Origin of the sequence: Brenneria izadpanahii, from assembly GCF_017569925.1 — a bacterium.
GTDB classification, from domain to species: domain Bacteria; phylum Pseudomonadota; class Gammaproteobacteria; order Enterobacterales; family Enterobacteriaceae; genus Brenneria; species Brenneria izadpanahii.
In genome coordinates this window covers 2,738,638-2,753,925 of sequence record NZ_CP050854.1, presented here as the reverse complement: position 1 = coordinate 2,753,925, position 15,288 = coordinate 2,738,638, and the positions used below count along the sequence as shown (strand labels likewise).

The 15,288-nt window shown below is 56.9% G+C and carries 17 protein-coding genes; 4 read left to right on the top strand and 13 right to left on the bottom strand.

Annotation, left to right across the window (positions count from 1 at the left end):
• Window positions 1-45 precede the first annotated feature (45 nt).
• The 9 genes from HC231_RS12415 to HC231_RS12375 all read right to left on the bottom strand — a co-directional run bounded on the left by HC231_RS12415 (window position 46) and on the right by HC231_RS12375 (window position 8,011).
• Window positions 46-651, bottom strand: coding sequence for a PqiC family protein (locus tag HC231_RS12415; protein WP_208226956.1), 606 nt, complete (start codon window positions 649-651; stop codon window positions 46-48).
• Window positions 651-2,294 (bottom strand): PqiB family protein, encoded by a 1,644-nt coding sequence (locus tag HC231_RS12410; RefSeq protein ID WP_208226955.1) that lies wholly within the window; start codon window positions 2,292-2,294, stop codon window positions 651-653. Before HC231_RS12410 ends, HC231_RS12415 begins: the two co-directional genes overlap by 1 nt.
• Window positions 2,291-2,911 carry a paraquat-inducible protein A gene (locus HC231_RS12405; RefSeq protein WP_208226954.1) on the bottom strand — a complete coding sequence of 207 codons (621 nt, stop codon included), beginning with the start codon at window positions 2,909-2,911 and terminating at the stop codon, window positions 2,291-2,293. The genes HC231_RS12410 and HC231_RS12405 overlap by 4 nt, the downstream gene beginning before the upstream one ends.
• Complete coding sequence (locus tag HC231_RS12400; protein ID WP_208226953.1) at window positions 2,904-3,536, bottom strand: paraquat-inducible protein A; 633 nt, start codon at window positions 3,534-3,536, stop codon at window positions 2,904-2,906. Before HC231_RS12400 ends, HC231_RS12405 begins: the two co-directional genes overlap by 8 nt.
• A gap of 168 nt (window positions 3,537-3,704) precedes the next feature.
• Complete coding sequence (locus HC231_RS12395; RefSeq protein ID WP_208226952.1) at window positions 3,705-4,457, bottom strand: MipA/OmpV family protein; 753 nt, start codon at window positions 4,455-4,457, stop codon at window positions 3,705-3,707.
• A 52-nt stretch (window positions 4,458-4,509) separates the two neighbouring features.
• Entirely contained in the window at window positions 4,510-5,172 is a 663-nt protein-coding gene (locus HC231_RS12390) for a DUF3313 domain-containing protein (protein WP_208226951.1), read from the bottom strand.
• 499 nt (window positions 5,173-5,671) lie between these two features.
• Entirely contained in the window at window positions 5,672-5,926 is a 255-nt protein-coding gene (locus HC231_RS12385; RefSeq protein ID WP_208226950.1) for a non-oxidative hydroxyarylic acid decarboxylases subunit D, read from the bottom strand.
• A 3-nt stretch (window positions 5,927-5,929) separates the two neighbouring features.
• Window positions 5,930-7,357: a non-oxidative hydroxyarylic acid decarboxylases subunit C gene (locus tag HC231_RS12380; protein ID WP_208226949.1), complete on the bottom strand. Its 1,428-nt coding sequence runs from the start codon at window positions 7,355-7,357 to the stop codon at window positions 5,930-5,932.
• 39 nt (window positions 7,358-7,396) lie between these two features.
• The gene (locus HC231_RS12375) at window positions 7,397-8,011 is read right to left on the bottom strand and encodes a UbiX family flavin prenyltransferase (protein WP_208226948.1); all 615 of its coding nucleotides are present in this window, start codon (window positions 8,009-8,011) and stop codon (window positions 7,397-7,399) included.
• A 102-nt stretch (window positions 8,012-8,113) separates the two neighbouring features.
• Here HC231_RS12375 and HC231_RS12370 point away from each other — a divergent pair, with 102 nt between their 5' ends.
• Both HC231_RS12370 and HC231_RS12365 read left to right on the top strand, forming a co-directional pair.
• On the top strand, window positions 8,114-8,542 hold the full coding sequence (locus HC231_RS12370) for a MarR family winged helix-turn-helix transcriptional regulator (protein ID WP_208226947.1): 429 nt from the start codon (window positions 8,114-8,116) through the stop codon (window positions 8,540-8,542).
• A 231-nt stretch (window positions 8,543-8,773) separates the two neighbouring features.
• Window positions 8,774-9,478, top strand: a complete 705-nt coding sequence (locus tag HC231_RS12365; RefSeq protein WP_208226946.1) for an alpha/beta fold hydrolase — start codon at window positions 8,774-8,776, stop codon at window positions 9,476-9,478.
• Between the two features lie 123 nt (window positions 9,479-9,601).
• Here HC231_RS12365 and HC231_RS12360 read toward each other — a convergent pair whose 3' ends face one another.
• From HC231_RS12360 to HC231_RS12350, 3 genes are all read right to left on the bottom strand, one after another.
• Window positions 9,602-10,447, bottom strand: a complete 846-nt coding sequence (locus tag HC231_RS12360) for a helix-turn-helix transcriptional regulator (protein WP_208226945.1) — start codon at window positions 10,445-10,447, stop codon at window positions 9,602-9,604.
• Window positions 10,448-10,478: 31 nt separating this feature from the next.
• On the bottom strand, window positions 10,479-11,105 hold the full coding sequence (locus tag HC231_RS12355) for a YbhB/YbcL family Raf kinase inhibitor-like protein (RefSeq protein WP_208226944.1): 627 nt from the start codon (window positions 11,103-11,105) through the stop codon (window positions 10,479-10,481).
• A gap of 321 nt (window positions 11,106-11,426) precedes the next feature.
• Window positions 11,427-12,494 (bottom strand): SDR family oxidoreductase, encoded by a 1,068-nt coding sequence (locus HC231_RS12350; RefSeq protein WP_208226943.1) that lies wholly within the window; start codon window positions 12,492-12,494, stop codon window positions 11,427-11,429.
• Between the two features lie 93 nt (window positions 12,495-12,587).
• Between HC231_RS12350 and HC231_RS12345 the strand changes: the two genes are divergently transcribed.
• The gene (locus HC231_RS12345; RefSeq protein WP_246494476.1) at window positions 12,588-13,526 is read left to right on the top strand and encodes a LysR family transcriptional regulator; all 939 of its coding nucleotides are present in this window, start codon (window positions 12,588-12,590) and stop codon (window positions 13,524-13,526) included.
• Window positions 13,527-13,570: 44 nt separating this feature from the next.
• Here HC231_RS12345 and HC231_RS12340 read toward each other — a convergent pair whose 3' ends face one another.
• Window positions 13,571-14,452: a LysR family transcriptional regulator gene (locus HC231_RS12340; RefSeq protein WP_208226942.1), complete on the bottom strand. Its 882-nt coding sequence runs from the start codon at window positions 14,450-14,452 to the stop codon at window positions 13,571-13,573.
• Window positions 14,453-14,556: 104 nt separating this feature from the next.
• Between HC231_RS12340 and HC231_RS12335 the strand changes: the two genes are divergently transcribed.
• Window positions 14,557-15,276 (top strand): SDR family oxidoreductase, encoded by a 720-nt coding sequence (locus HC231_RS12335; protein WP_208226941.1) that lies wholly within the window; start codon window positions 14,557-14,559, stop codon window positions 15,274-15,276.
• Window positions 15,277-15,288 lie beyond the last annotated feature (12 nt).

The following is a 15,288-nucleotide window of genomic DNA, read 5'->3' as shown; positions in this document are numbered from 1 at the left end:
ATCATCGGCTGCTTTCAGTATAATTTTTCTGCCGGCGCGGCGTTATCAATGCGGACAGGCTTCCGCGCCGTCCGCCGACCATTGCGCGGCCGTTTGTGCGATCTGCGTCGCCATCCGCCCCATGAGGCTCTGCCAGGCGGTAAACAGCTGCGTGTAATCCCCCGCCGCGCTTTGCGTCAAATGACTTCGGCACAGAAGCCGGCTTCGTTGTTGCCCGCGTCTGGCCGAAAGACTCCAGTCCGCATCAAGAGCGACGCCATTTCCCGGCGAGCCGTCAAAGCGCCTTATCTGAATGAGTATCCGCACCACCGGTTTGCCGTCATCGCGGGGCAATCCTGACGCATCCTGCGTTCCCAGGCGGCGCGCTATCTGCGACGACAATGCGGTTTGAAGTTCATCGCCCAACGGGCTTAGCCAGCGGTCGTTATTGAGAACCGCAACGCGGCTGTCTCCCTGTCTGACGATCACCTGCTGCGTATCCAACTGCGCCGGCACCCCGACGGGCAGCACTTCAATCACAAAGGGGACCGGCGTCGCCGCATCAACGAACGGTTCAGGACTAACCAGCGTGTGATAACGCACCTGCGGCGACGCGCAGGCGCTCAGCGACAATACCGCGCCGATGACCAAAGCGCGAAACGAGAGTTTCATTAGTGTTTTCCTTCGCTGAGCATGGAACGGGTTCCCGTGTTTTCCGATATGACGGCGTCAGCCGGACGCCCCCGCAGCAATGATTCAGGATGACGATCGAGTTGATCGGTAAGGCTGCGCACGGCGCGCAGGGTGCGGCTCGCTTCCTGTAGCGTCTGCATGAAGTTAATCAATAACGGAGAATCTTCCGCCAATAGGTCTTGGGCATTTTGAGTTGTTTGCTGTGTCTGTTGCATCAGCCGGTTGGCCGTCGGCAGCGTCTGATTATTCACCATCCTGAGCGTTTTGCTGAGTTCGGAAAGCGCGCCGTTCATATTATTACCGATGGATTCCAGCGGCATTTTGTTGATTTTTGTTACGATCCCGGCCATTTGCTCCTGCATCCTGTCGAAGCCGCCGCTGACGACGGGTAACTGCAGCGGACGGGCCGCGATATCAAACGCCACTTTCGGCGTATCGGGAATAAAATCGATCGAAATGTACAATTGGCCGGTTAACAGGCTGCTGGGGATAGCCTGCGCGCGTAATCCCTGCGCGACCAAGTCGCGGGTGAAAATCGCCGTATCGCGCTCGATATCGTCTGATGGCTCCGGCAGCTTTTCCAGCACGCGTCCTAGCCGGGAAGGGTAGATTTCAATGCCCACCACGGTCGGGAAACGATATCCGCTAGGGTTGTAGTCCAGGCCGATCGATACCACCCGGCCTATTTTGACGCTGGAAAACGATACCGGGGCGCCGACGGCAAGGCCATGCAGGGTGCGTTCAAAACGCAACTGGAAGGGGATGGCGGGGCCGTCGGCCGGCGCCATGGCGGTGTCCCGATCGGGCGCCAGAGTATATTTCACCGGCGTATTAACCTGGGTTCGAGGGCTGTTTTCCGGTGTCGAAAAGGCGATGCCGCCGGCCATGATCGCGGCGACGGTTTGGGTTTTCAGGTGGAAGCCGTCGCTTCCCACGGAAAGATCAACCCCGCTGACATTCCAGAAACGGGTATCCGGGGTGACCAGCCGATCGTTGGGCGCTTCGATAAAGACCTGAAGATTGACGCCTTTCCCATCCTCCCGAAGGTGATAGGAGGCAACCCGGCCGACCTGAACCCGGCGGTAATAGATCGGCGAGCCGATATCCAGCGAGCCGAGATCGTCGGCTTCAATGACATACTGACTGCCCGGCGTATCGCTGATAATCGCCGGAGGGGTTTCAAGGCCAATGAATTCGCGGCGGCTGTCCGCCGATTTTCCCCGGTCCACGCCTATATAGGCGCCGGAAAGCAGGGTATCGATGCCGCTCACGCTGCCGACGCCGATCCGCGGCCGGACGACCCAGAAACGGGTGTCCGCGCGGGGCAGATTTTGCGCGCTTTTTGCCAGTCGCACCTGGACGAGCACTTGCGAATTATCGGGATTGAGCGTGATATCCTTCACCAATCCGACGGTGACGTCTTTGTATTTTACCGCCGTTTTGCCGGCTTCCAGCCCGGCGGCGCTGCGAAAGGCAATGGTGATTTCCGGTCCGGCGGAAAGCCGGGCCTGGATCAGCATGGAGATGGCGATCAGCAGCGCAATAACCGGCACCAGCCAGATCAGGGCGTTGCGCCAGTACCGGCGGACAAGTTTAGGGTCGCCGGGTTGCAAAGGCTTCATTCATTACCTTCCCATATTAATTTTGGATTAAAGTTCAGGGCGGAGAGCATGGTTAATATGACGACCAGCGCGAAAAACAGAATACCTGCCCGGGGTTCGGCCTCGCTCAGCGTATGAAAGCGCACCAGCCCGCAGACTACCGCCACCACTACCACATCCAGCATGGACCAGTAGCCGATCCGCTCGGTTATTCGGTATAGACAGGTGCGTTCACGTCTGGCCCAGGCGCTTTTCCGGCCGGCGGTGACCAGCAGTACGCCCATGGACAAAAACTTCATACAGGGGATCACCACGCTGGCGATAAAGATAATCACGGCGATGTCATATGAGCCGCCGCGCCAGAACTCCAGTACGCCGTCCATGATCGTGCTTTCGCTGCCTCTTCCCAACAGGCTGGTGTACATCACCGGCAATACGTTGGCGGGAATATAGAAAATGACGGCGGCGATCAGCAGAGCCCAGGCGCGGGCGAGGCTTTCACGGCCGGCGTCGCGCAGGCGGGAATGGCAGCGCGGGCAGCGCGCGCCGCGGGCGGTATCCCGTGTTATTTCATAGGCCAGGCCGCATACGGCGCAGCCGCGAACCCGCGATTGACGGGCAAACGGCGCGTTACTCATGAGGGCGCCTTTCTGGCGCCTGAATGGGGGCGAGCGCCCATAGCGGACGCATATCCTGGCCGGTGACGATCGTCATGAGGACCACGGAGGCGGCGAGCGCCCAGCCTCCGGGGCCGGCAGAAACGTCCAACAGCGAAGAGAGTTTGACGGCGGCCACCAGAAAGCCCAATACGCCGACTTCAACCATACTCCAGGGGCGCAGCCATAACAGCACTTTCATGACGGCGATAAACCCGGGCGCGCAGCGGCGGTAACGAACAAACAGCAGCAGCCAGAGCGTCAGCGTAATTTGCAGCAACGGGGCGAGAATAAGGAGGAAAACGGCGCACAGAGCCAGCAGCGGGAAAATTTCTCCCGGAGACAGCGCCCAGGCGGCCTGCCAGAGCGTAACCTCATTATGTGCGCCATGGAAATTGACCGTCATCACCGGAGAGACGCAGGCGATGGAAAAAGTGATGGCTGAGGCGAGGGCGAGCGGCAGCATGCGCGGCGCTATGACGCCATCGCCATGCCAGAGTACGCACTGGCAGCGGCGGCACAATGCCGTTTGACCGGCGGCGTACGGGCGATAGCGGTATAGGCTGTTACATAGCGGGCAGACAGTCAGATGCGGATATATTTTCATGATATGGAGCCGGGATATTCGGCGTTGCTAACCTGTGAAGCAAACGGCCCGGTTAAAAACCGGGCTGTCGCCGTATTTTGTTGTGATCTTGGGTTCACCTTGATTTCCCGCGCGCGGCATTCAAACCATTCCCGAAGTCTGCGACGCCGCTATCGGGAATATCCGTTGTCAGAAGGCGTAGCTGAAACCGGCGGAAATCACGCCCACGCCGTCCTTGTCCACCATCGGGCTGTTTTTCACCTCGTCGGGCAGCGCCTCATAGCGTGCGGAGACGAAAGTTACCCACGCCGGGGTGACGTTGTAACGTACCGCCAGCTCCGCATAAGGGGTAAAACTGTCCTGCGGATCGTAGACGGGCAGCCCGCTGCGCAGAGATTCACTCCGGCTTACGCCAAAGTAATATTTGTTCTGATCCTTGCTGTCCCAGCGCACGCCTACCTTGGGCAGAATTTCCCAATCGTTGAGTTTAATGGGATACAGATACGCGGCATTAGCGGTAATGCCGTCGCTGTTATCCAGCACATCACCGGCAACGGAAGCGTTGAAATGACCAAAATCGGTGCGCAGGGTATATTCCACGCCGGCCAGCGCAGTCGAGTCGCGCCGGTTCAGACGTTTCATCCTGGGATCGTCGCTGTCCTTTGGCCGGAACTGCCGCGGATCGTAAGCGGCAAAGACATCAAACTGGTTGGCGTCATCCTTCCAGAGATGCAAACCGCCTTTCAGACCGTGATAAAACAGGTAATCGCCTTCATAGCCGACCAATGGCAGCGGGAAGACGACGGGATCCGTTTTACGGTAGGGGCTTTCGGCGGCCCCTGCGGAGAGCCCCAGGGACCAGTCGCCCGCCAGGACAGGGGCGGAGCAGGTGAGCGGCAGCAACAGCAACGCACGGCATTTGCGGACGGAAATTTTATTCATCGGGTTATCTCTTTACGTTTAAATAACGGCATTCACGCTTCCCGCACGGGGATTATTTCAGCATTTCCGCCAACTCTTCCGCCCCTTTATCAATGCCCACTTCCGCTGCGCTAAGCGAGCCGATAGTGGCGGAGATGTTCATGGCGTTGGGGTACTGTTTGGCCACATAGGCATGCAGCAGACGGTTGGATGGGGCGTCGTAAATCTCGACGGCATAATTCACCGAACCGCTGAGCATTCCTTGTCCGCCTCGGATCGACTGAACGATATTATAGGGGCCGCCGGCCAGGTCGAATTTGGTGACGGTGCCGGCGATCTGGGTGGTGGTGTCCGCGCCGGTGAGCGTCAGCTTCAAACGCAAAGCATCCGGCGCGGGCGCGGCGGCTTCCCGGAAACGCGGACGTAACTCTTCTGCAAACTTTTTCTGCATATAGGCAGCAAGCTGCTGACGATCCGATTGCTCCATATCGCCGAACTGGTTATCCGCGCCCTGATAGATGCTTACCGGATCAATAATGATGCTGTGATATTTTTTCCAGTCCACCTGCGTGGCGTAGCGGTAGGGAATGCGATTGGAATTATCGCCGGTATTCGGCGTTAGTTGTGAGGCGGAATCGATGCCGGCATAACGTACGGGCTGATTACTGGCGCAACCGGTAATCAGAATGGCAAGACTTAATACCGCAGGGGCTGTCGCCCGGGATAACATCATCATTTGAAATATCCTGTAATAATTGATGGACTGATTACGAAGCTGATGCCGGCCTTCAACGCTGCCATCGGCAGAGGGAATATGGCGTCTTTATTCCCTGAATAGCCGCCAGGCAATGCATGGGGGCTATGTTGAAGATTATTTATAACTGTACGGATCAGTTTTGCATTGCCGATCTTAAGTTGTCAACAGAATGTTTCGTAATTTAAATTTATAAACTGCGGGCAGTAGGCAGGGCGGGAATCGGAGGACGTTAAAGAAGCCATCGCAGACGATGGCTCAAACTGTCGACAAACTTATCTACGGAACCAGAACGGTGAGAATGGGATAGAAGAGTAAAGCGTCCGCGCCAGGGATGGCGCGGCCCGAGCTTACAGGGATGTACTTGCCGCGTCTTTACGATCTACCCATTCTCATCGCTCGGTGCGCTTTGTCATCAATCTCAGCCATCGCAGCCGATGGCTTCGCGTAAACGTAATTCGTTATTTGTTAATCCGGCTATCTACGCCTTGCTATTTTTTAGCGGCGGGATCGCCGGAATATCTTCGACGTGAGATATCTTTTCATCGCTAAGGCGAAATTCTTCAGGGTAATGCGCAGGGTCTGAACGCCGGGCTGGCTCACTGGTGCGCCAGATATAGAGACATTTACTGCACTGAAGAACTTTCCAGACCCCGGCGACGGGGCTGTCATACAGGCTGCCGAGTTGATGATGACGACAGCGCGGGCAAATCTTGGCGATATTTTGCGTGGACATAATTTACTTAGCTCCGGCGATTAACTGGTTTAGACGTTGTATCCAGATGGATGTTTCAGGCAGATCCCTGACGGGCATGCTGTAATTGCCGCGAGTGTCGGGAGTGACCGGCGTGGTCGCATCGATGACCAGCTTATCGGTGATGCCGGCCGGCATAGAGCCGGGGTCAAGGGGCACCACCGACATGTTGGGCAACTGCACCAGATCGCCCGCCACATTGACCTTGGTAGACAGCGCCCACATCACCTGGGGAAGGTTGAACGGATCGACGTCTTCGTCAACCATAATGACCATTTTCATATAGCCCAGACCGTGTGGCGTCGTCATGGCGCGCACGCCCACCGCCTTGGCGAATCCGCCGTAGCGTTTTTTGGTCGAGATAATGGCGAGCAGACCATGCGTGTACATGGCGTTCACCGCCTGTACCTCGGGGAATTCGGCCTTAAGTTGCTTATAAAGCGGGACGCAAGTCGCCGGGCCAATCAGGTAGTCGACTTCGGTCCACGGCATGCCGAGATAAAGCGATTCAAAAATGGGGTCGGTTCGGTAGGAGACTTTATCAATACGGATTACCGGCATGCTGTGGCCGCCGGAATAATTGCCGGTAAACTCCCCAAACGGGCCTTCCAGTTCCCGCTTGCGCCCTTCGATCACGCCCTCAATCACCACTTCCGAACCCCAGGGCACGTCGAATCCGGTCAGCGGCGCAGTGGCGATGGGATAGGGCGCCTGCCGCAGCGCGCCGGCCATCTCATATTCAGACTGGTCATAACGCAGCGGGGTGGAGGCCATCAGGGTAATAATCGGATCGTTGCCGATGGTGATGGCGATCGGCAGGTCTTCGCCTCTTTCTTCCGCGATACGCAGATGGATGGCGATGTCATGCACCGGCACCGGCTGGATCGCCAAATGCCGTTTGCCTTTTACCTGCATACGATAGATGCCGACATTCTGCTTGCCGAAATTTTCCGGTTCGTCCGGATCGCGGGAAATAACGGAAGCCTTATCAATGTAATAGCCGCCATCGCCATCATTGAGGCGGAATAGCGGAAGGATTTCAAAGAGATTAATCGCTTCGCCTTCAACGCTGTTTTCACGCCACGGGGCATCTTCACGCCGAACGGACGGTACGGGAAACGCGTCCCAGCGGCGGATAAATTCGGCGACCTGTTCTCTGGTCGGCGTCGCCGGGTCCATACCCAAAGCGATGGCGTGATTCGGCCACGAACCGAGCGTGTTAAGGGCCACCTTTGCCCGCGTAAAGCCCGCGATATTATCGAAATAAAGACCCGGCGCTTTTTCGCCGATGCGGCCGGCGGCATTGGCGGCGGCGGCAAGATCGGGCTCGGGGCTTACTTCATCCGTAATGCGCAGTAGTTGCCCATGCGTTTCCAGGGCGGATAAAAATGATCTCAGATCATCAAAAGGCATAAGGGGTCTCCCTGTTGAGATAGAACGCGTGTTGCCGGATTAATCGAACGCGCTGTCGGTTGATTGAACCATTTCTTGACGCTGCTTCGCGTTTGACAGACCGTCCCAGCGCTTCGCTGATGCGAATGGAAGTCCGAACTGGTCAAGGATGCGCGCGACGATATGATCGACGATGTCGTCGACTGAAGTCGGATGGTTATAAAAAGCCGGCATGGGCGGAACAATGCTTACCCCAAGCCGGGCAAGATACGCCATATTTTCCAGATGAATGGCGCTAAGCGGCGTCTCCCGCGCGACAAGCACCAGTTTGCGGTTTTCCTTCAGTACAACGTCCGCGGCTCGTCCGATAAGCCCGTCGCTGTAACCGGCGCGAATGCCGGCCAGCGTTTTCATACTGCAAGGAACAATAATCATACCGTCGGTATGAAAAGAACCTGAACTGATCCTGGCGGCTTGATTGTTTGAGTCGTAGACTTCATCGCTCAATGCCGCGACATCGCGCCATTTCAGCGGCGTCTCCAGTTCGATGGTTACCCTGGCCCAGCGCGACATGACCAGGTGTATTTCCAGGTCAGGCAGGGCGCGCAAGGCGCGTAATACGCCGAGCGCCAGGGGGGCGCCAGTGCTGCCCGTGATCCCAACGATGATTCGCATAGAGGAAAATACTCCGTATAAGAATTAATTTGTTGGTATCATAGGAACGACGCATAGGGAAAGTCAATTAATTCGTACACGAATCAAGTGGAAATTATTTAAATGTTTGAAAACACATTATTTCATGTTATCCGGGTCATTCTTCAGGAGCATACGGCCCGTTGGTCGACGCTGATGCCCGACCTGACGAAGCCGCAATACGCGGTGCTTGAAGCCCTGGATCGGGAGCCGGAACTCGATCAGTTATCTCTTGGTCAGGCCAGCGCGACAACGCGGGCCACGCTGACCGAAATGCTTTCGCGCATGGAAAAACGCGGGCTAATAGAGCGGCGAACGGATGAAAAGGATGGCCGGCAGAAACGGGTCACCATAACGCCCGAAGGACGTAAGATGCTGCTTGAGGCACGTCCGGTCGCCGATCGGGTTACCGACAGTTTAATTCACGAATTAAGCCCGGAAGAGTTGGCGCAACTTCAGCAACTCCTGCAAAAAATGCTCAGGCAAGCCAGAAAGCAAGAAAAATTCGACTGAAGTCAGCGAGCTTCGCTTGCCGGTTTGAGTTGCGTACACGAGAAACCGGCGACTATATATTGGGAGCGGCATTAGATTATTGTTTGAGCGAACCCTGAGCGCGCAAATTCTGAGGTCGGCTCAAAAACGGCATCTCTTACCGGGAATATGAGCCAGGGTAAACCGCTAAAGTTTTAATAAAATCCTTAGCGAAATAATATCATCAAGTCCAACCAAAGTAGGTGAGTGCGTATGTCGACTAACGTTCCGTTTCTGCTTCTTCCCGGATTGTTGGGATCGCCGAGGTTATATCAGGAGCAAATTTTTTCATTGTGGCGGCTGGGGGAGGTTTTTATCTCTAACACGTCGCTGGATCCTTCTATCGAAGGCATCGCAAAAAGGGTCTTGTCTTGCGCGCCGCCACGATTCAACCTTGTTGGGTTGTCAATGGGAGGATACATTGCCTTTGAAATTATTCGTCAGGCTGCTGAGCGCGTAGAGAAACTCATCTTATTGGATACAACGGCAAGAGCCGATACGCCTGAAATATCCGCGTCACGGCGGAGTATTATTGGCTTGGCTGAAAATGGCGGATTTTCCGATATTGTCAATAGCGCCTATTCCGCTGGCGTTCACCCCTCTCGCGTAAATGATCATTTGTTAAAAGAAACGGTTTTAAAAATGGCTCATGATGTCGGGGAAGCTGGGTTTGTCCGGCAGTTGCACGCCATTATCGGACGTCCAGATTCACGACAATTATTAAAAGGTATAAATTGCGAAACGTTAATACTTGTCGGGGATACCGATAGGTTAACGCCCAAGGAACATTCAGAAGAAATGGCAGGCGAAATTAAGAAGTCGACACTAATCATTGTTCCTGAATGCGGCCATATTTCGACGTTGGAGCAGCCTTTATTTGTCAATAACGCCATCACATCATGGCTAAAAGCGCGTTAACGTCCATTTAAATAAAACATCCGCCGGGCCGGCTATGGATGCGACGCGCGCCTTTCTGGCCGACGGCGACGGATTGCGCATTCAGGGGTAATCCGCGCCGCATCGTTGTTGTTTGCCGGCCGGTCAGCGGATATCGACGGGGGAGCAGCCGAATCGTTGTTTAAAACGCAATGAGAAGCGGGAAGCGGCGCGATAACCACAGGCATCGGCGATTTGAGAAAGGCTCCAGCGCGTAGTTTGCAGCAGGGTCATCGCGTGATGCATGCGGATATCTTGTAGTATCGTGCGGAATTGAGTCTGTTCCTCTGCTAAGCGTCGTCTTAGCGTCGCTTCGCTCATTCCAAGCCGCCGGCCTGCATTCGCCGCCGTCCAGGCGAACTCCGGCGAAGCGGCCAACAGTGCGGTCAGCCGGCTGGCGAGAGGCTCCGAGGCTTGCGGCATAAAGATGAACCCGCGCTCGGCCAGCGCAATCAGTACGCCGCTTAAACGATGTTTTTGCACCGAGTAACTTGACGATTCGGCGTTAAGTCCGCGCAAGCAATAATCCAGCGTGTCTTGCAACTCGCCGTCCAGCGCCAGCGCTTTAAAGCCGGTAAACGGCGCTAGCGCGGTAAAGAGTTGCGCATGATCGCGATAAAATTCGGCAATGAGTTCGGGAGAAAAGCTTAGGTATAACGACTGAAACGAACCCGTCGCCGGATCGGGCGTTTTGCCGATGTCGACCAGCGTTTGCGGGGCAACCAGTATGAGCTGCTTTGCGTTATCCAATTGCAGGGATGAATCCCCATCGCGGCGGAGGTTCAATCGTCCTGATTTTATCAATAGCAGCGTCGCGTCAAAAAAACGGAAACCCGCGACCTGATGCGGGCGCCGCAGATAAGGTCGCGCCATCGAATAGAGCCGGCAGCGAGCCGCCGGCAACCCAGAAGGCGTCAGCATATTGGCGACATCATGGGTGTCATGCTTCATCGGCTTTCCCGTCAAACTAAATGAAATGCGGTTAGCGCACGTTGGGATTGAGGCTGTAGGTACCGGTTAAGCTCGCTTCCGCCAGAATATGACCGGCGATAGCCGATAATACCGCCGGACCGTCGAATTTTCCTTGCAGATCCAAACGCGGAATATCAAGCGCATAGAGAGTAAAAGTGTAGTCGTGCGCAATGGCATCGTTCCACGGCGGACACGGGCCGTCGTAACCGTAGTAATCGCCGCTCATCTGCTCATCGTTTTTGAACCATGCCGTATAGTCATTAATGCCATGGCGCATTCCCGCATCCGCAGGCAACGGCGGTTTTCCGCGCGCAGTGATGCCGTCGCTGTGGCTGCCGGCGGCAATCTCATGGATCTGCGCGGGAATATCTACCAGCGCCCAGTGGAAAAAATTAACGCGAGGCAATGATGCCGCGACCTCTTTTCCTTCCTGGTTGACGTCATCAAGGCTGCTCGGCGCGTGCGGATCCAGGCATATTAATACAAATGATTGCGTTTCGGCCGGGGCGTCGCTCCAGGCCAGGTGCGGGTTTTTATTGCTGGATAACGCCAGATGCTCATCCGGATCCTGAATGGCGAAAGCAAACTCGCCGGGAATGGGTGAACCCGGTTTAAAACTTTGGCTGGTCAATTTCATTGAGAAATCCCTCATGGGTTAGAAAAGCGGCGTTTGCGCGATGCCAGGCGAAGGCGTTCGGCTCTTCGGCAATGTTCTTTGAGTATAAGACGTTACTTCGTCAGGCAACTAACTTATCCAGTCATATTGATCACATACTCCATCAAAATGATGTGAAGAGTGATTAATGAACCGATAAGACGCTCGCCACGGCAATGGCGGATCGCGCCGGTAGGTGAGGGGGATGACGGGAGGGCGTTTATTCCGATGCGGCGATAAACGCCCTCTGCGGAACATCGCTAGCGCCGATGCTCCGTCTTTTTAGCTCCGAGTCGCCAGGCTTCAGGCTGGAATAAGGCGTTCCGCCTTCAGTCGGTCGAACAGGTTGAAAAACGCATCAGGCGTGCTCTGGTAATCGAGGAACCCGGCTTTGCGGCTCTTCGTCATGTCAGTCACGACTTCCATCGGGCGGCCGAGATCGGCGTCCGTGTGCCACCACGACGCCAACTGCTCGATGCGGCTTTCTTTCAGTTGATGCCGCGCCGCGATGTTGGCCCATTGACGCGCGGCGTCCTGCATCCGGCCTTCCAGCGGACGCAATACGCCGTCGAACGGCGCAGGCTCGATGCCGAAGTAGTCGGCCAACTGCGACCACATCGATTTCCAGCGGAAAATGTCGCCGTTCACCACGTTGAAATCCTGGTTTTTCGCCTGTTTGCTGGTCGACGCCCACTCCAGATGCCGCGCGAGCAGGCGCGCATCGGTCATGTCCGTGAGGCCGTTCCACTGCGCCGCCGATCCTGGGAAGACGAAGGGTTGATTGGCGTATTTGCAGAGCGTGGCGTAGACGGCCAGCGTCTGGCCCATGTTCATCGCGTTGCCGAGCGCGAACCCGATAACCGTATGCGGGCGATGCACGCTCCAGGTGAAGCCGTAGCGGTCGGCCGCTTCGAAAAGCCGGTCTTCCTGCTCGTAGTAGAAATTTTCCACCGGTTGGCGGCCCTGATCCTCGCGAAACGGCGTGATCGGCACGGCTCCCGATGCATAGGCTTCGAACGGACCGAGGTAGTGTTTCAGGCCGGTTACCAACGCCGCGTGCCTGAGCGTCGAGGCGCGTCCGAGCGGTTCGAGGACGTTGCGCACCATGGCGCCGTTGACGCGGATATTCTCCTTTTCGGTCGCCTGTTTCGACCATACGGTGAGGAACACATGGCTGATGTCCAGCCCCGCCACCGCGCTGGCGACGGATTCGCCGTCCGTGAGGTCGGCGATGATCGGACGGCAGCCCGGCACCACGGCGCTACGTCCGCGCGACAGGCCGTAAACCGTCCAGCCGCATGCGAGAAGATGTTCCGCCAGGGCGCTGCCGATGATGCCGCTGGCGCCGACGATAAGTGCTTTGTTGGTCATGCGATAACTCCCGCTCTAGATCATGTGGACTTCATACTATGAGCCCATCATACTGGAGACAATATTTCTCGGACGCGATAAGATTTCCATAAATTGAAGAATATAATTCATCAATCACCCGCGGTTTTTCCTACCGAGCGGCTCAAAGGCATCGTCCCGTTTGTCTGCGCGGCCGATGCCGGCAGCTTTGCATCGGCCGCGCAGCAGCTTAATCTCACCAGTTCCGCGGTGAGCAAAAGCGTGGCCCGGCTCGAAGGCCGTCTGGGGATCGTGCTGTTCGAGCGCACGACGCGCAGTCTGAAACTTACGGACGCCGGGCGCGCCTACTACGAAACCTGCGCCAAGATCTTGGCGGAACTGACCGAAGCGGAGGCCATGCTCGCGGCGCAAAGGCGTGAACCGATGGGCGCAGTGCACGTAGCGCTGCCCGCATCGTTCGGGCGGCTCCGGGTGATGCCGGTGCTGCTCCGCTTTTCCGTGCAATATCCGGACGTTCGCCCGCATCTGACGTTCTCCGATCGTTTTGTCGACTTTGCCGAGGAGGGCATCGATCTGGCCGTGCGCATCGGCGGCCCGCCGAACTTCCCGCCGTCGCTCGCGCGGCGCTACCTCGGCAGCGAGCGTCTGATTTTCTGCGCTGCGCCGACTTATCTTGAGCGACGCGGCACGCCCGCGGCGATTGAACAATTGCAAGAACACGATTGCATCGCCTATGGGCGAAGCGACGGCACGCAGTCCCCTTGGTTATACGCGTCCGGCAACGGCAAGATCGGGCAATATTTCGTCCGTCCGTATATTGTCGCCAGCGATGCCGAAGCCCAGCTCGCCTACGTGCGGGAGGGGCTGGGCATCGCTCAGCTTGCGACCTGGCTGGTGCAGGACGATCTGCGCGACGGGACTCTGGTGGAGGTGATGGCGGAACAGGCGGCCGACGGGCTGCCGCTCCACCTGTTATGGCCGGTTGCGCGGCAATTGACGCCGAAGGTCAGCGTCCTGGCGCGGCTACTTGAAACCCAACTGCGTATTCGATGAATACGTTTGCCAGTCATGCCGCGGATGAATTGGCATTCCGGAAATTAACGCGCCAATCGCGCGGCCATATAATCGATAAACGCCCGCAGCCTCGGCGTGACCTGATGACCGTGCGGGTAGACTGCGTTTAGCGGGGCGGCGGATACCGCATGCTGGGGCAGAACCTGGACGAGGGCGCCGCTCGCCAGATCGTCGGCCACGTCGAGAAACGATTTCAACACAATGCCCATTCCCGCCAGCGACATGGCGTGAGCGGCTTCGCCGTCGTTGCATACGGTGCGGGCGGTGATGCGTACCGGTTGTCCGTCGTCAAAACGCCACTCGGCCGCTGCCGCTCCCCCGATTTGTATGCAGTCGTGATGGGCGAGGTCGGCAAGGTTTTGCGGGTGGCCCCGGCGGCGCAGATAGACGGGAGAGGCGCACAGTACGCGGCGATTGGGCGCCAGAAATCGGGCGATTAAACTGGAATCGGGCAGTTCGCCATAGCGAAGCGCAAGGTCGAATCCTTGTGATATCAGGTCGATAACGTCATCGCTGAGCTGTAATTGAATGTGTATTTGGGGGTGCAGTTCGCTGAAGCCCGCCAATAAGGGAACCAGCCGTCTCCGTCCGAAGCCGTTTGGCGCCGTAATTTTAAGCACGCCGGATACATCCTCGCTCTGGCGTATCAGCGTCTCCTGGGCCTGCTTTAATTCGGCGATGATCCGCACCGCGTGAGTAAAGAGCTGTCTGCCTTCATCGGTGAGCGATAGCTTGCGCGTACTTCTGTTCAGCAAATGCACGCCCAACCGTTGCTCGAAATTAGCCAGGCGTTTACTGACTACCGACAGCGATATGCCCAGTTCAAGGGACGCCGCGGTAAAACTTCCCAGCGATGCGATACGTTCAAAGGCGATAAGTCCTGGAAGATCACCGATTAAGTTCATGGGCATTCTCAATATAATGGAAATAGTCATTCTTTATTTTTTCTATTTTAACCACATAGAACATCGGCAAGAATGATTTTTTATTCTTTCATGAGGTTGAAATCATGCATACAAAACTTACCGGGCAAAAAGTTCTGGTCGTCGGCGGCAGTTCAGGGTTGGGGTTGGCCATCGCCAAGGCGTTTGCCGGGGAAGAGGCCGATGTCACGATTGCCTCACGCAATCAGGCGAAACTGCAAGCGGCGGCGGCCGAGATTGGTCACGGGGCGCATACCGCCGTGCTCGATACCACGGATAACGCCGGCGTCGAAGCGTTCTTTGCCCAGGCGGGGAATTTCGACCATGTCGTGATTAGCGCGGCCCAGACGCCGGGAGGGCCGGTCCGTCAACTGCCGCTGGCTGACGCCAACGCGGCGATGAACAGTAAATTCTGGGGAGCCTATCACGTCGCGCGCGCGGCCAAGATCAACGAAAGAGGAACGCTGACGTTTATTTCGGGGTTCTTGAGCGTGCGTCCGGGCAACTGGGTATTGCAGGGCGCGATCAATGCCGCCCTGGAATCGCTGGGCCGCGGCCTGGCCCTGGAGCTGGCGCCGCAAAAAATCCGCGTTAATACCGTGTCGCCCGGCATGATCGCCACGCCGCTCTGGGATGGGATGGATGCGCAAGCGCGTCAGGCCATGTACGATAATGCCGCGGCGACGCTGCCGGCGCGCGTCATGGGGCAGCCGGAGGATATCGCCAACGCGGTGTTGTTCCTCGCGACGACGCCCTATGCGACCGGCTCGACGGTGCTGGTGGACGGCGGCGGCGCGATTGCGTAATTGGGCTGAATC

What these genes read in the sequence shown, in the direction of transcription:
- HC231_RS12415 (WP_208226956.1), bottom strand. Translation starts at nt 651, where the DNA reads ATGAAACTCTCGTTTCGCGCTTTGGTCATCGGCGCGGTATTGTCGCTG.
- HC231_RS12410 (WP_208226955.1), bottom strand. Translation starts at nt 2,294, where the DNA reads ATGAAGCCTTTGCAACCCGGCGACCCTAAACTTGTCCGCCGGTACTGG.
- HC231_RS12405 (WP_208226954.1), bottom strand. Translation starts at nt 2,911, where the DNA reads ATGAGTAACGCGCCGTTTGCCCGTCAATCGCGGGTTCGCGGCTGCGCC.
- HC231_RS12400 (WP_208226953.1), bottom strand. Translation starts at nt 3,536, where the DNA reads ATGAAAATATATCCGCATCTGACTGTCTGCCCGCTATGTAACAGCCTA.
- HC231_RS12395 (WP_208226952.1), bottom strand. Translation starts at nt 4,457, where the DNA reads ATGAATAAAATTTCCGTCCGCAAATGCCGTGCGTTGCTGTTGCTGCCG.
- HC231_RS12390 (WP_208226951.1), bottom strand. Translation starts at nt 5,172, where the DNA reads ATGATGATGTTATCCCGGGCGACAGCCCCTGCGGTATTAAGTCTTGCC.
- HC231_RS12385 (WP_208226950.1), bottom strand. Translation starts at nt 5,926, where the DNA reads ATGTCCACGCAAAATATCGCCAAGATTTGCCCGCGCTGTCGTCATCAT.
- HC231_RS12380 (WP_208226949.1), bottom strand. Translation starts at nt 7,357, where the DNA reads ATGCCTTTTGATGATCTGAGATCATTTTTATCCGCCCTGGAAACGCAT.
- HC231_RS12375 (WP_208226948.1), bottom strand. Translation starts at nt 8,011, where the DNA reads ATGCGAATCATCGTTGGGATCACGGGCAGCACTGGCGCCCCCCTGGCG.
- HC231_RS12370 (WP_208226947.1), top strand. Translation starts at nt 8,114, where the DNA reads ATGTTTGAAAACACATTATTTCATGTTATCCGGGTCATTCTTCAGGAG.
- HC231_RS12365 (WP_208226946.1), top strand. Translation starts at nt 8,774, where the DNA reads ATGTCGACTAACGTTCCGTTTCTGCTTCTTCCCGGATTGTTGGGATCG.
- HC231_RS12360 (WP_208226945.1), bottom strand. Translation starts at nt 10,447, where the DNA reads ATGAAGCATGACACCCATGATGTCGCCAATATGCTGACGCCTTCTGGG.
- HC231_RS12355 (WP_208226944.1), bottom strand. Translation starts at nt 11,105, where the DNA reads ATGAAATTGACCAGCCAAAGTTTTAAACCGGGTTCACCCATTCCCGGC.
- HC231_RS12350 (WP_208226943.1), bottom strand. Translation starts at nt 12,494, where the DNA reads ATGACCAACAAAGCACTTATCGTCGGCGCCAGCGGCATCATCGGCAGC.
- HC231_RS12340 (WP_208226942.1), bottom strand. Translation starts at nt 14,452, where the DNA reads ATGAACTTAATCGGTGATCTTCCAGGACTTATCGCCTTTGAACGTATC.
- HC231_RS12335 (WP_208226941.1), top strand. Translation starts at nt 14,557, where the DNA reads ATGCATACAAAACTTACCGGGCAAAAAGTTCTGGTCGTCGGCGGCAGT.